Source organism: Psychrobacter sp. CX18 (assembly GCF_057396215.1).
On record NZ_JBXYJH010000001.1, the window covers coordinates 314,436 to 328,592 of the forward strand.

At 44.7% G+C, this 14,157-nt stretch carries 12 protein-coding genes; 3 read left to right on the forward strand and 9 right to left on the reverse strand.

Features of this window, described 5'->3' with window-relative positions; translation table 11 throughout:
• Entirely contained in the window at window positions 1-384 is a 384-nt protein-coding gene (locus tag AC2SLT_RS01290; RefSeq protein WP_486545518.1) for an EamA family transporter, read from the forward strand.
• A gap of 113 nt (window positions 385-497) precedes the next feature.
• Here the strand turns inward: AC2SLT_RS01290 and nhaD are convergent, their stop codons facing one another.
• The 9 genes from nhaD to AC2SLT_RS01335 all read right to left on the reverse strand — a co-directional run bounded on the left by nhaD (window position 498) and on the right by AC2SLT_RS01335 (window position 10,730).
• Window positions 498-2,027, reverse strand: a complete 1,530-nt coding sequence (gene nhaD / locus AC2SLT_RS01295) for a sodium:proton antiporter NhaD (RefSeq protein WP_486545519.1) — start codon at window positions 2,025-2,027, stop codon at window positions 498-500.
• 120 nt (window positions 2,028-2,147) lie between these two features.
• Complete coding sequence (locus AC2SLT_RS01300) at window positions 2,148-3,401, reverse strand: FAD:protein FMN transferase (RefSeq protein WP_486545521.1); 1,254 nt, start codon at window positions 3,399-3,401, stop codon at window positions 2,148-2,150.
• Window positions 3,402-3,523: 122 nt separating this feature from the next.
• Window positions 3,524-4,330 (reverse strand): SDR family NAD(P)-dependent oxidoreductase, encoded by an 807-nt coding sequence (locus tag AC2SLT_RS01305; protein WP_486545523.1) that lies wholly within the window; start codon window positions 4,328-4,330, stop codon window positions 3,524-3,526.
• Between the two features lie 272 nt (window positions 4,331-4,602).
• The gene (nqrF, locus tag AC2SLT_RS01310) at window positions 4,603-5,850 is read right to left on the reverse strand and encodes an NADH:ubiquinone reductase (Na(+)-transporting) subunit F (RefSeq protein WP_486545524.1); all 1,248 of its coding nucleotides are present in this window, start codon (window positions 5,848-5,850) and stop codon (window positions 4,603-4,605) included.
• A gap of 107 nt (window positions 5,851-5,957) precedes the next feature.
• Complete coding sequence (gene nqrE, locus AC2SLT_RS01315) at window positions 5,958-6,566, reverse strand: NADH:ubiquinone reductase (Na(+)-transporting) subunit E (protein WP_486545526.1); 609 nt, start codon at window positions 6,564-6,566, stop codon at window positions 5,958-5,960.
• Window positions 6,566-7,240, reverse strand: a complete 675-nt coding sequence (locus AC2SLT_RS01320; RefSeq protein WP_486545527.1) for an NADH:ubiquinone reductase (Na(+)-transporting) subunit D — start codon at window positions 7,238-7,240, stop codon at window positions 6,566-6,568. Before AC2SLT_RS01320 ends, nqrE begins: the two co-directional genes overlap by 1 nt.
• 1 nt (window position 7,241) lies before the next feature.
• A complete protein-coding gene (locus AC2SLT_RS01325) occupies window positions 7,242-8,144 on the reverse strand; it encodes a Na(+)-translocating NADH-quinone reductase subunit C (RefSeq protein WP_486545529.1) in 903 nt (300 codons plus the stop codon).
• Window positions 8,128-9,360 carry an NADH:ubiquinone reductase (Na(+)-transporting) subunit B gene (locus tag AC2SLT_RS01330; RefSeq protein ID WP_486545531.1) on the reverse strand — a complete coding sequence of 411 codons (1,233 nt, stop codon included), beginning with the start codon at window positions 9,358-9,360 and terminating at the stop codon, window positions 8,128-8,130. Before AC2SLT_RS01330 ends, AC2SLT_RS01325 begins: the two co-directional genes overlap by 17 nt.
• A gap of 5 nt (window positions 9,361-9,365) precedes the next feature.
• Window positions 9,366-10,730, reverse strand: a complete 1,365-nt coding sequence (locus AC2SLT_RS01335) for a Na(+)-translocating NADH-quinone reductase subunit A (protein ID WP_486545533.1) — start codon at window positions 10,728-10,730, stop codon at window positions 9,366-9,368.
• A gap of 491 nt (window positions 10,731-11,221) precedes the next feature.
• Between AC2SLT_RS01335 and hisA the strand changes: the two genes are divergently transcribed.
• Window positions 11,222-12,022: a 1-(5-phosphoribosyl)-5-[(5-phosphoribosylamino)methylideneamino]imidazole-4-carboxamide isomerase gene (hisA, locus tag AC2SLT_RS01340; protein WP_486545534.1), complete on the forward strand. Its 801-nt coding sequence runs from the start codon at window positions 11,222-11,224 to the stop codon at window positions 12,020-12,022.
• Window positions 12,023-12,362: 340 nt separating this feature from the next.
• Window positions 12,363-14,078: a mechanosensitive ion channel domain-containing protein gene (locus AC2SLT_RS01345; protein WP_486545536.1), complete on the forward strand. Its 1,716-nt coding sequence runs from the start codon at window positions 12,363-12,365 to the stop codon at window positions 14,076-14,078.
• Window positions 14,079-14,157 lie beyond the last annotated feature (79 nt).

Here is a 14,157-nt window from a genome sequence, read left to right on the forward strand (position 1 = left end):
GTGCCTGACTTAAGAGTATTAAAGTCAGAACGTGGCCTAATAAACCATAACGCTCTTGTATTGATAGCCCTAGGGTCATCTATTGGTGCCGTTGCCCTTAATATTGTCAGCCCTTTGGCCAGTTTTCCTTGGCAAGCCGTGATGCATGATGTTGCTATGATTGGTAACACTTTTATACCTTTATGGGTGCTATTCATTTGGCTGTCGGTAGTATCTACAGTGTTCGCCTATTTAGCAGGTATTAATGCGCAGCGCTATCTAGCATCCGCTGCCGTCAGTCAAATTGCAACGTTAGAGGTTATCTTTACGGCTGCTTTCGCAGCATTATTATTAAGTGAGAGTCTATCTTTTGTTCAAGTAATAGGCGCTACAATAATGATTTGAGGCATACTACTTGCTCAATTTATGGTCGCTAGATATAAGGTTAACAAAATTGATTAAAGCCAATTGTTGAGTCGCTCATGCCCACACCTACTTATGTTAATAACGAGCTTGTGCTAGATAGCGTGAATAGCGATATAAGCCGCTGCACCTGCTAAGTACCCCACCACCGCTAAGCCGCTGATACGTTTTAAGTACCACATAAAAGGAACTTTTTCCATACCCATCGCCGCCACACCCGCAGCTGAACCAATAATTAAACAGCTACCCCCAGTGCCTGCGCAGTAGGCTAAGAAATGCCAAAACGCCCCATCTTGTAGGAACAAGCTTTGCCGAGCCAATTCATCACCACTCATACTTGCTAAAGAGGCTTCGGTTAACAAGGGATACATTTTCATTGCACCTGCCACTAATGGTACGTTATCTACTAGCGATGACAACAATCCAATAAATACGTTAATGACATATAAGTTACCAAAAGTATTATCGAGCCACAGTGCCACATCCGTTAAGTGTCCAGCTGTCGCCAGCCCTGCTACCGCCAATAGGATACCTAAGAAGAACAAAATACTTGGCATATCAACTCGTCTCAGTACGCCAACCACTGTCATATGTTGCTTAACGTACCAATCGTGATGACGGTGCATTACTTCGGTAAAGATCCAAAGCACGCCCACGCCAAATAAAATACCCATATACGGCGGCAAATGGGTGACGGTTTTAAAAATAGGCACAAAGGCAAGTGCGGACAAACCCAATGCAAGAACACTGATACGCATCTTACTCGTGATGGCTTGTTGTGCAATGGCAGTTAGGTCAGTAGGCTGTGCGGTTATAGTTTCCGAATCCTTTAAGGATGGGGCTTCCATTATGACAGCAGGCGCTGCATGAGTATTTGCTGTAGCTACCTCGTCACCAAGGTAGTTGCTGCTAGAAGCTTGAACAATAGGTTTCGCAGGTTTGGGACGAGCTATCTGCTTGCCTTTAAAAATGACGCTCAATATGATCATCGGAATAATAGCGGCTATCAAACTCGGTAGGATCAAGTCGACTATAATTTTATTAGCGGTTACTTGGTTGCCAATCCACAGCATAGTGGTAGTGACATCGCCAATAGGAGACCAAGCGCCGCCGGCATTAGCACAGAGGACAACCATACCCACATACCACCATCGCGTTTCTTTATCAGCGACGAGTTTACGCAGTAACGAGACCATGACAATGGTGGTGGTCAGGTTGTCTAACAGTGCTGAGAAAAAGAAAGTAAGGATACCAATGGTCCATAATAGCTTGACCGCACTGGTGGTTTTAATGCGGCTGGTAATGGCATAAAATCCATCATGTGCATCAATGAGCTCCACGATCACCATGGCGCCCATCAAGAAGAATAATATCTCCGCAATTTCAGCAAGGTGATGTCGTAGCTCAGTATTAATAAGCTGCGTCACTCCTACACTGTGAGACGGTGCCAACTGACCTGAGAGTAAGTGCTCTGCCAGTAATGTATCGGCACCAAACACCAGTAGGGTCCAAATTATAATTGCCGTCAGTAAGGCTGACGCTGCTTTATCAATATGAAGATTATGCTCTAGGGCAATTGCGATATAACCTAATACAAAGATGATTGCCATTAATGAGTAAACCATTACTTCCCTTAGTGTGGATACACACTGTTACGAAAAATACCCCATTCTATAGCAATCTTTATATTTTAAACAGTAGGTAAGAGAACTGTTTAAAATTTATATAGAGTTCAAGTTGTTATATCATTTAGACTCTGAGCGTAACATATGCATGGCAGGCGTTTCAACCATTTGCCAATAGACTAAAGGATCGGCTTTACTGCGGGCGAGCTCCTCTGTAGAGGGCACTTCATCATGAATTTTGCCATCTTTAGGAATGATAAATAGCGCAGCTATGTTGTTTTTGATCGCCGTATCTAAGGCCTTTTCATAAGTCATGGCTGTCAAAGCAGTAGCCCAAGCGTCAGCAATCGACACCGAGTCTGCAGCCACAGAGACAGAAGGCGCACCGCCTGCGATGGGCTGTCCTGTGGTGGGGTCAATAGTATGACTATAGCGTTTATTATCAAATACAACTGAGTTACGATAGTTGCCAGAAGTCGCCAGATTAAGCCTATTTGAAGATTTGGGCTGACGGATAACGGCAAGCGTCAGTCTATTGCTAACACTGCTATCGAGGATGGGGGCATCAATGGCAATCTGCCACGGCTGAGCGTTTTGATTGACACCAGAAGTTGCCACTTCACCGCCAATCTCAACCATATAATTGTTGATTTTATAATTATCATGCAGCACATGGGTAATGGCATCGACCCCATAGCCTTTAGCAACCGCTGAAAAGTCCAGTTCGACCCCTTCTTTGGTTTTGCTTAACGAGTTACCTGATAGCTGAATACTATCGAAGTCAATGAGCGCCTTTGCTGCCTGAATATGAGTGTCATCTGGTGGATTTTGCAATCTGTCTATGGTCATCACATTTCCAAAGCCCCATAAGGTGACTAAAGGCATAACCGTAGGATCAAAAGCACCGCCAGACTGCGCATACACCTGTTTTGAGTCTTGCAATACTTTAATAAAATGAGGGTCAACTTGTATCGATTGACTTGCCCCTAATTTATTGAATTTAGAAATGGTTGAGTCTGGTTGGTAAGTCGACATGCTGTCATTAATGCTTTTTAATTCAGCATCGATAGCTTGTTTCACCTGCGCTTTATCCACACCTTTAGGCAACTGGTAGCTAATATGATAGCTGGTGCCCATGGTCTCACCTTCGATATAGTCATAAGAAGGTGACTGCTGACAAGCAGTCAGTGTTATAGCAGAGGTGAGTATTAGCAGTCCTGAGAGGCCAGAAAATCCAGTCAACAAGGGTGATTGTAAACCACAAACGGATGTATTAGGCACTGGCTTTTTATAAAAGTTAGGTTTATCTCGGATGGATTTATCGCAAATGGATTTATAACGGATAGATAAGGATGAGGGAGTAGGGATAGCCATAAGCACAACTTCAAGATTAAAGAAGATTAAAAAAATGAATGGAATTTAGATCAAAATTTGATCATGACTGACAATGGATAAGCATAAAGCGTCATACGTTTAAACAGAGACTTTTATTTACTTTACTTAACCTTTACTTGGCGTATGATTTGATACAGTTTCGGCGGTGAGAGGCGATTAAGTAGTGTCGCTATTTTTTCTTTTTGACCAGCCGCAATAATGTAAGTCTCATCCTTCTGTAAAGCGTTGACCACTCGTGTGGCAAATGTGGCCGCAGTGAGCCCTTTGCCAGTCGCCTCATCCATCGTGCCTTGCGTACTGCCATCACCGGTTAAGGCATTGATCGAGACATTGGTTTGTATAAAGCCTGGAAAGACGGTAGCAACTTTAATATTGTGGGTCGTTAGTTCAGCCCGTAAACTGTTTGCCCACATATGAATAGCTGCTTTGGCCGCGCCATAAGCACCGCGATACTGCGTACCCAATAAGCCTGCCACGCTTGAGACCATGACTATTTTACCACCACCTTGCTGGATCATGTCCGGCAATACCAACCGAGTCAGGCGAGTCTGAGCAAAGTAGTTAATTTCCATCAGTTGTCGCTCAACCTCCTCTACGGTCTCCATGATTAAAGAGCGTTGGCTGACGCCTGCATTGTTAATGAGCCAATCAATATGACCGGCTTTGTCTATTACTGAAGCATACGCCTCTTTGCTTTGCTCAGCATCTGTTACATCGAAAGGAATGATAAAGTGTTTGTTGGGCTTTTTGCAACGGCTTTTAACAAGCTCAAGCTTTTCGGTATTGCGGCCACTTAAAATCACTGTCGCCCCGCGACGAGCAAACTCTATACTTAACGATTCACCAAGGCCGCTTGAAGCACCGGTAATCCATACCGTGATATCTTTAATATTGATTTTAGTTTTCATAAGCATCCTTTCTTATTTATCTTAAGTCAGAGAAGTCTAAACTGGTGACAAGGCAACCGAGCGCAAGTACAATAAGTGTAGGCTTAGCGAGGTTAACACCGTAACCGTTTAGTATCTCGCTGACTATAAATGAGGGTAGGGAAGGGGGACTAAAATGATTAGCCAAAAAAAAGAGCCTCGTCTGAGACTCTTAATTTAGCATAAATTAACTTATTAAATGAGAGCAATTAAACCCAACTCAATTAACCACCCTGCTTTTAGCCACCCTGCTTTTAACCACCAAAGTCATCAAGTAGGATGTTTTCATCTTCAACACCGAGCTCATGAAGCATATTGATAACGGCGGCATTCATGACCGGTGGCCCACACATATAGTATTCGCAATCTTCTGGATTTGGATGGTCTTTCAGATACTCTTCGTATAATACATTGTGAATGAAGCCAGTATAGCCATCCCAGTTGTCATCAGGAAGCGGATCAGACAACGCCACATGCCATTCAAAGTTATCAAATTGCTCTTGCAGCATATCATAATCTTCAACATAGAACATTTCACGAACAGAGCGCGCGCCATACCAAAAGCTAATCTTGCGGTCTGAGTGTAAGCGCTTAAGCTGATCAAAGATGTGTGAGCGCATCGGAGCCATACCGGCACCGCCACCCACAAATACCATTTCCGCTTTAGTATCTTTGGCAAAGAATTCACCATAAGGACCAGACACAGTCACTTTATCACCGGGTTTTAAGCTAAATACCCAAGAAGACATTTTGCCTGGCGGTATACCTTCAGGACCACGAGGTGGTGGACTGGCGATACGGATATTAAATTTAATAATACCTTTTTCATCAGGGTAGTTAGCCATAGAATAGGCACGAATGACTTCTTCATCGACCTTCGACACATATCTGTACATGTCGAATTTTTCCCAGTCCTCTTTGTATTCGTCATCAATATCAAAGTCTTTGTAGTGGACTTCGTGCGGTGGTGCCTCTAACTGGACATAACCACCGGCACGGAATTTAACGTCTTCGCCTTCCGGTATTTTTAACACCAGCTCTTTAATGAAAGTCGCAACGTTATGGTTTGACACCACCTCACATTCCCACTTCTGTACATCAAAGAACTCAGGATCAACTTCGATCTCCATGTCTTGCTTGACAGCAACCTGACAGGCAAGACGCATATTATCGCGAATTTCACCTTGGGTGAAGTGACCTTCTTCAGTAGGTAGAATAGAGCCACCACCTTCAATGACTTTACAACGGCACTGACCACATGTACCACCACCGCCACACGCTGAAGATAAGAAGATCCCCTCGCTTGCAAGCGTCTGTAGTAATTTACCACCAGCCGGGGTGACAATGTCGTTGTCAGGATTGTCATTAATATGGATAGTGACATCCCCTGAACTGACCAATCGTGAGCGGGCAACCAAAATAATGGCGACCAAGCTCATGATAATCACGGTAAACATGGCGACGCCGCCAATGGCGGTACCAAATGTATCAAACAAACCCATGATACTTGTCCTTATTTAAATATTAAAATCGCTTGTTGTCTCTTTATTATCTATGTTTACAATCTTGTTTAGTCGTCAATATAAGTCAACTAAATAGGGTAGGTCGGCTATATTGACATACCACCGAATGACATAAACCCAAGCGACATCAATCCGACAGTAATAAAGGTGATACCAAGACCACGTAGTGGGGCAGGGACATCTGAATACTTAAGCTTCTCACGAATACCTGCCAAAAGCGCAATGGCAAGAGCCCAACCAAAACCGGCACCCACACCATACGTTAATGACTCAGTGAAATTATAGTCACGCTCTACCATAAATAAGACGCCACCTAGAATAGCGCAGTTCACCGTAATAAGGGGTAAGAACACGCCCAGCGCATTGTATAGCGATGGCACAAACTTATCCAAAAACATTTCAAGAATCTGGACGGTTGCCGCAATAAGGGCAATATAACTTAATAGCCCTAAAAAGCTTAGGTCCATATCAGGGAAGCCAGCCCACGCAAGAGCGCCATTTTTTAAAATAAACTGATATAACAAGTTATTCAAAGGTACTGTTATGGTCATCACCGCAATAACGGCAATGCCAAGACCTATAGCGGTAGAGACCTTTTTAGAGACGGCCAAGAAGGTACACATGCCCAAGAAATAGGCAAGCGCCATATTTTCAATAAATACTGACGTTATAAATAGACTAAGATAATGTCCCATTAGTGTCCTCCTCCATGAACCATACCTTTAGATTGAGGCTTCATCACAAACTCTGGCTCTTCAACTTGTTCTGGTTTCCAAGTGCGGATAATCGCAATAAACAAACCGATAATAAAGAACGCAGAAGGAGGCAGCAACAATAGACCATTTGGCACATACCAGCCACCATCAGTGACAGGACTCAATAGGGTGATGCCTAAGATACTACCACTACCAAGCAGCTCACGAATACAAGCGACGAATAGCAATACCGCTGAGTAACCAAGACCATTACCAATACCATCTAAGAAGCTTGGAATAGGCGGGTTACTCATAGCAAACGCCTCGGCACGTCCCATCACGATACAGTTGGTAATAATCAGACCAACGAATACGGATAGGGACTTACTCACGTCGTAAGCCACCGCTTTTAGAATTTGGTCAACGATAATAACCAAAGAGGCGATGATCGTCATCTGTACGATAATACGAATGCTTGACGGAATACGATCCCGAATTGTTGAGATAAAAAAGCTTGAAAATGCAGTCACTAACGTTAATGCAATACACATAACCAATGCATTTTTAACGCTCGTAGTGACCGCTAATGCCGAACAGATACCCAAGATTTGCAGGGCAATTGGGTTATTATCAAAGATCGGCGTGGTTAAGATTTTTTTGGTATCTGTAGCCATGTTATGCCTCCTCGCCCGCAGTGGCTTTACTGTTAGCCAAATGAGTTGTTTGAGCGGTTAAGGACTTTTGCCCCTTAGCACCACTCGCTTTGCTAGCTTGCGTTTGGCTGTCTGCTTTGCCACTACGTAAATGATCTAAATAGGGTTTGTATCCACGATCGCTTAGCCAAAACTGAACAAGATTATTTACGCCGCGACTGGTCAGGGTTGCGCCACTGATACCATCAATGGGTTTGCCTTTACCCACACCGATTGAGACGTTACCTTGATCGTCATAAGCATTGACACCTTCCCATTGGTCACGCCATTTTTTCTCTTCAATGCGTGCGCCTAGGCCCGGTGTTTCTTTGTGATCATACCAACTGATACCTTTTACAGTATTTAGGTCACTCTCTAAGGTTAAGAAACCGTAGATTGTGCCCCATAGACCATAGCCATGTACGGGTAATACAACGAGCTCAGGATTGCCATTGGCGTCATTTTTGACATAAACTTTCGCAAAGTTTGGCACACTGCCGATGCCCGCTGGGTCTTCATTGCCTAAATCTTGACTTAAGGCTTTGTTCTTAGCAGCTTGATTGGCATCATAGTCATTGATATCTGAGATGCCCGCTTCTGATAGCTGATCGTCAGTCGCGTATTCGCCCGTTTTCAAATCAACCAGCTTGACCTCGAAATCTTTGAACTTTTGCTCAACATCTTCATTGGTTTCAGTTTCTGGGTCAAATAGACCGGCGGCCACTAAGATGTTTTTATTACGATCGAGTAATTGGTTGTCAACTTGAGCTGACTTTAAGCCCACGGCAACTGCGGATACTAATACCGAGCATACCAAACACAAGACCAACGCCACCATAATGGTGGTCATGTTAGAGTTTGAGCTTTTTTTAGTCTGCTGGGACATGACGCAACCTCCGAGCCGTTTGACGTTTGATGTTTGCTTGAGTGACAAAATAGTCAAATAAGGGAGCAAACAAGTTAGCAAATAAGATGGCGAGCATAATACCTTCTGGGAATGCAGGATTGATCACACGGATCACAACCGTCATAAAACCAATTAACAGACCGTAAGCCCAGCGTCCTTTATTAGTATGCGCCGCTGAGACAGGGTCGGTCGCCATAAACACCGCACCAAAGGCAAAGCCACCCAATACTAGATGCCAATACCAAGGTAGGTTCATCATCAGATTATCATCTGATCCAATCGCATTAAACACCAATGTGGTGAAAATCAAACCGATCACACAGCCTGCGATGATGCGCCAAGAGGCAATGCGTGTCCAAATTAAGATCACCATACCGATTAAGATAGCCAAAGTAGAGACTTCACCGATACTGCCTTGCATGTTACCTAAGAAGGCATCCATCCACGTAATGGCGTTGCCATACACATCGGTAAACTTTTCTGGGGTGACGCCAATAGCCGCTAAACCAAGTGGTGTTGCACCTGAGAAGCCATCCACTGCTGTCCAAACGGTGTCGCCTGACATATAAGCGGGGTAGGCAAAGTATAAAAAGGCACGACCAGATAAGGCAGGGTTCAGGAAGTTTTTACCCGTACCACCGAATACTTCTTTGGCGACTACCACACCGAAGCTGATACCGAGCGCCACTTGCCATAACGGAATATCAGGTGGCAAACATAAGGCAAAAAGCACAGAAGTAACGAAAAATCCTTCGTTAACTTCATGTCCGCGCACGACAGCAAATAGGATTTCCCACGCAATACCCACCGCGAAAGTCACAATATAAATAGGTAAGAACTGCATGGCTCCATAGACAAAGGCTGCCCAAATACTATTTGGGTCATAGCCTGCCATAGCGGTAATGGCAGTGCGCCAGCCTTCAGGCTGAAGGCCCAATTGTTGAATGGCCATCAGTGCTTGATGACCGACGTTGTACATACCCCAAAACATCGCAGGAAAGGTACAAAGCCAAACCAAAATCATGATGCGCTTTAAGTCGATACCATCACGCACGTGCGCTGCTGAATGTGTGGTACTGTCTGGCTGACGTAGGAACGTATCGAACATCTCAAAGACAGCATAGTATTTTTCAAATTTACCGCCTTTGGTAAAGCTAGGCTCTAAGCGGTCAAACATATTATGTAAAAATTTCATCAGCGTTAGCCCTCCTGCTCGATGCGCGTTAAGTTATCACGCAAGATGTCACCAAACTCGTATTTACCGGGGGACACAAAGGTACACAATGCCAAATCTTCTTCATCAAGCTCTAAGGCACCAAGATCGACTGCTGAAATAATATCTTCAACAATAAGGGCACGCAATAACTGAGTCGGTAGATAGTCTTGTGGCATGACCTCTTCAAAGACACCAATAGGCACCATGGCACGAGGTGAGCCGTTAGATGTGGTAGTGAAATTGTATTTTTTAGTTTTAAAGAACTGCGATATATAGATAGGCAGCTTTGAGAAGCGGTTAAAACCCAAACTTAAGAAGTGGAACGCTGGACGCTCATGCCCCTCAGCTAAGACGCTCACTTGATTGTGGAAGCGACCAAGGTAGGCTGTTGTAGCAATGGTTTTACGACCCGAGAATACAGAGCCTGTAATGACCCGCACATCGTTACCGTTGAGCTCACCATTGGTAAGCTCAGTCAAGTCAGCACCCCGATCGGTCAATATAAGACGCGGATTTTTCGCCGCAGGACCTGCTAAGCTAATAAGACGACGGGTATAAATATGACCGGATGTAAATAACTTACCAATGGCGATCACATCTTGAAAGCCAATAGTCCACACCGTTACTTCACGGCTAACAGGATGCAAAAAGTGAATATGAGTCCCTGCTAAGCCTGCGGGATGTTTGCCTGTAAAAGCATGATATTCAGTAACATTGCCAGCGGCAGTATTAGTGGATTTAGGAATATTTGCATCGCCATGGTGGCAGACGTATGTCTTCGGCGACAGTGTCGATAATACCGCTAAACCATCATTAAAGGCTTGCTCCTCTTGCTGAATGATTACCATAGGGTCATAGGCAAGTGGATTAGTATCCATGGCAGTGACGAATATGGCTTGCGGACGCGATCCAATCTCTGGTGTACGACTATAGGGACGCGTACGAAAAGCAGTCCATTCACCCGATTTGACGAGCTGAGCTTCAACTGCTTCTGAATCAAGACCTACCAGTTCGTTTGAGCTGTACTTATTAAAAGTGACCTCGTTAGCTTCTGGGCCAACAGTAGGATCTACTTCAACGACCAAGCTCTCAAAGACACGACGCTCGCCACGATTTACGGCCACGACCTTGCCAGATGCAGGAGCCGTGTAAATAACGCCAACTCTTTTTTTATCTTCAAAAACGGGTTGACCCTTAACAACAGTATCTCCTACCTTAACGTTCATCGTAGGTTTCATACCGACATAGTCATAACCGATAAGCGCAACATGCTTTGGCGAATGCTGGGTGATTTCACTGCTGGGTTCACCAGCAATAGGCAAATCAAGCCCCTTTTTAATGGTTATCATAAGCGAACTTATTCCATAAGCGAAGAAAGGCCAGACGTCCCGTCGGGTTTGCTCAAATCAGGAACGGCGAAGAGGCCGTGATATGAACGTGCTGAATAAAAGAGAGTGTAGCAGCAGTACGACAGAAAACGCACAACAGAGCTAATAACACGCAAAATATAGGCAAAATAAAGACAATAACTTGCGCGCCTATAGGCCTGTGCTAATCTCTTAACATAGAAGACAGTGGCGACTGGCTACCAAAATACATATACAATATATCCTAGGATTATACGTTAATTTACCCTAAAATTGCCAGTATGTTTCATAACTTTAGGGTTTTGATTGCATAATTGTGGATAATAACTCGGTTTATCCTTATTATACTGCTAGCACCATAACAGCAAATAAAAAAAGACCAGCAAATGAAAAATGACATCTATTAAATTAACGACACTTCTTGCTACCCTCATCGCGTTTTTGACAACCATTATATTATCAGGGCTTTACCAATGACGACACCATCTTCACCCAACTCAGCGAACCCATCAAACCCTCAAAGCGACCCACAAAGCGTACATGCTGCGCCATTGCTTATCCCAGCGATTGATTTAAAGGATGGTAAATGTGTGCGATTAAAACAAGGTCGTATGGAAGATGACACAGTGTTTTCTGATGATCCAGTGGCAGTAGCCACACGCTGGGTGGAAGAGGGCGCTCGCCGTCTGCATTTAGTCGATTTAAACGGTGCATTTGATGGTGAGCCTGTTCATAAACAGGTCGTGACCCAAATTGCGACGGCTCATCCTACATTACCTGTCCAGCTTGGCGGCGGGGTGCGTAGCTTACAGACCATCGAGCATTATCTGACGGCAGGACTGACTTATATTATTATCGGCACTAAGGCGGTTGAAAACCCTGAGTTTGTCGAAGAGGCCTGCCGCGAGTTTGCTGGTCATATTATCGTCGGTATTGATGCCAAAGACGGTATGGTCGCGACGCACGGCTGGGCTAATGTGACCGATGTGAAAGCGGTAGATCTTGCTAAGCGCTTTGCCGATGCAGGGGTGTCTTCAATCGTTTATACCGATATTGCCCGAGACGGTATGATGCAGGGCGTCAATGTTGAGCAGACGGTGACGCTGGCTCGTGAAGGTGGTATTCCTGTGATTGCTTCAGGTGGCGTGACGAATATGAAAGACATTGAGCTATTAAAGCCTTATGGCGACTGCCTCGAAGGTATCATTACTGGTCGTGCTATCTACGAGGGGACTCTTGATTTAAGAGAAGCGCAGGCTTATCTTGATAAGTAATCGTTTTAATAACCCAATAAGTCATCGGCTAATGAATCATCGCATACTTTGAGTAAGCGTATTAGATATTGAATAATCTAGAGGCTAACACCTCATTCTCAACTTAATAGCTTGCAATATTATCAACAGTACTTTTAGCTCCACTATTGAAAAATATTTAAAAGGGTGCCAAGTCCCTCTTTCTCAAAGGGGGATTTAGGGGGATTTTTCCCGAAATCCATCCCCAACCCTTCCTTTGAAAAAGGAAGGGTGCTAAACCTTGCAAAAGGTACAGCTTATATTTTAAGTTGAGATTGGCGTAGGCTAACCAATTAAGACAAACAAACCAATAGGATTGATCATGGCAGACTCAGTGAACCATCAGCAACATCGCCGCAAAAGCGCTTGGCTTAAGCAAGTCTTATTGGCGTGGTGCGTGATGTTTGGAATTAGTCTGCCCGCTCAAGCACTGACGGAAGATATGGTGGCGGCTGGCAAGGCGATCATCAATAATGGTCAAACGGCCGGCACTGATGAATCGGTCAATACGGCGCCCAAAGACTCTGATCCAACGAACCCCTCCGCAGAAGCAGAAGGCACTACTAAAAGCACGCCAGCAGATTCTCAGCCTAATCAAGCGGCAACCAATCAAGCAACAAACAATGCCCCGGCAGCAGGCAATATTACCGAAAAAGACACCGTTATTGAGACCAGTGCCAATCAGGTCAACGATGCGGATATCAAAAAGCGCATCAGTGGAATTTACTCAGAGATTGAGGGTTTAAAGTCTATTATTGTCAGTGTTAATCAAGGCGTGGTCAGCTTGACAGGCGAGGCGCCGAACGAAAAAAAAGCACAGCAAGCTATTAATCTTGCCAACCGAGTGAGCGATGTGGTTGCGGTTGAAGACCGAATCAGTCGAACTTTGGATGTACAAGACAATGTTACTCCCTTGATTACCAGTCTTAAGCAGCAAACACAGGCCTTTATTCAAGCCTTGCCCTTATTGTTGGTAGCGATAGTGGTGTTTGCCGCCGTGGTCTGGTTCGGATCTTGGCTGTCAAGACGGGATAAGCTATGGTTACGCATCACCCCAAACCCTTTTGTTGCGGAGCTGATGTCTCAATCAGTCAAGGTGGTGTTTATTATCCTTGGCTTAATTGTGGCGCTAAGTCTTTTGGGAGCGGAGGCCATTATTGGTACCTTACTCGGCGGTGCGGGTGTGGTCGGTATTGCCGTCGGTTTTGCAGTAAAAGATACGATTGAGAACTATATTGCTTCATTGATGCTTAGTGTACGCCAGCCCTTTCAAGCCCGTGACGTGGTGCAGATAAACGATAAAAGCGGTATTGTGGTCAGACTTACCAGTCGTGCAACTATCTTAATGACCCAAGACGGTAACCAGTTACGCATCCCAAACTCTGAAGTTTTCAAAGCGACTATTTTAAACTACACCAAAAACCCAGAGCGCCGCTTTGACTTTAAGCTTGGCGTTGATGCCAATGACGATCCCATTGCCGCCATCAAGGTTGGATTGGACGCCATCAATAAACTGGATTTCATTCTCAAAGACCCCAAAGCGGTGGCGATTATCGATGAAGTGGGCGACTCAAATATCGTGTTAGAGTTTCAGGTGTGGGTCAATCAATCCGACACCGATTTATTTAAGGCGCGTAGTATTGCCATTCGTGAAGCCAAGCACGCCTTAGAGGACACCGGATTTAGCCTGCCCGAACCTATCTACAAGTTACGATTTGATGGTGGCGTTGAGAATGCTATAAAAAAGGCGAACGCTCAGCTGGTAGACACCGGCTCATCACAGTCCACGGTTGGGGTCAATGTTGCTCCAAGAGACACAGCTGACACGGACATCTTAACTGACAAAACCTCTAATAAGCCTGACAGTGCGGAGAAGCAACGCGCCAAGCAGCGTGCCAAGCATGTGCTCGGCGATCGGGATGCGGTGGATGTACTTGATGCCCGTCCCGATCCTAAGTTGATGCAAAAAGTGGAAGAAGAAATTAACAACGCGTCGGGTGACAAGGACTTGTTAAGCAACAGCAGCCCTCAAGAATAAATATCCTCAAATTTTAAAGAGGCTTAAATCTTATAAATATGAGACATCTTTCGAAACCCCTATTTTAATGTAAGCGACA

What these genes read in the sequence shown, in the direction of transcription:
- nhaD (WP_486545519.1), bottom strand. Translation starts at nt 2,027, where the DNA reads ATGGTTTACTCATTAATGGCAATCATCTTTGTATTAGGTTATATCGCA.
- AC2SLT_RS01300 (WP_486545521.1), bottom strand. Translation starts at nt 3,401, where the DNA reads ATGGCTATCCCTACTCCCTCATCCTTATCTATCCGTTATAAATCCATT.
- AC2SLT_RS01305 (WP_486545523.1), bottom strand. Translation starts at nt 4,330, where the DNA reads ATGAAAACTAAAATCAATATTAAAGATATCACGGTATGGATTACCGGT.
- nqrF (WP_486545524.1), bottom strand. Translation starts at nt 5,850, where the DNA reads ATGGGTTTGTTTGATACATTTGGTACCGCCATTGGCGGCGTCGCCATG.
- nqrE (WP_486545526.1), bottom strand. Translation starts at nt 6,566, where the DNA reads ATGGGACATTATCTTAGTCTATTTATAACGTCAGTATTTATTGAAAAT.
- AC2SLT_RS01320 (WP_486545527.1), bottom strand. Translation starts at nt 7,240, where the DNA reads ATGGCTACAGATACCAAAAAAATCTTAACCACGCCGATCTTTGATAAT.
- AC2SLT_RS01325 (WP_486545529.1), bottom strand. Translation starts at nt 8,144, where the DNA reads ATGTCCCAGCAGACTAAAAAAAGCTCAAACTCTAACATGACCACCATT.
- AC2SLT_RS01330 (WP_486545531.1), bottom strand. Translation starts at nt 9,360, where the DNA reads ATGAAATTTTTACATAATATGTTTGACCGCTTAGAGCCTAGCTTTACC.
- AC2SLT_RS01335 (WP_486545533.1), bottom strand. Translation starts at nt 10,730, where the DNA reads ATGATAACCATTAAAAAGGGGCTTGATTTGCCTATTGCTGGTGAACCC.
- hisA (WP_486545534.1), top strand. Translation starts at nt 11,222, where the DNA reads ATGACGACACCATCTTCACCCAACTCAGCGAACCCATCAAACCCTCAA.
- AC2SLT_RS01345 (WP_486545536.1), top strand. Translation starts at nt 12,363, where the DNA reads ATGGCAGACTCAGTGAACCATCAGCAACATCGCCGCAAAAGCGCTTGG.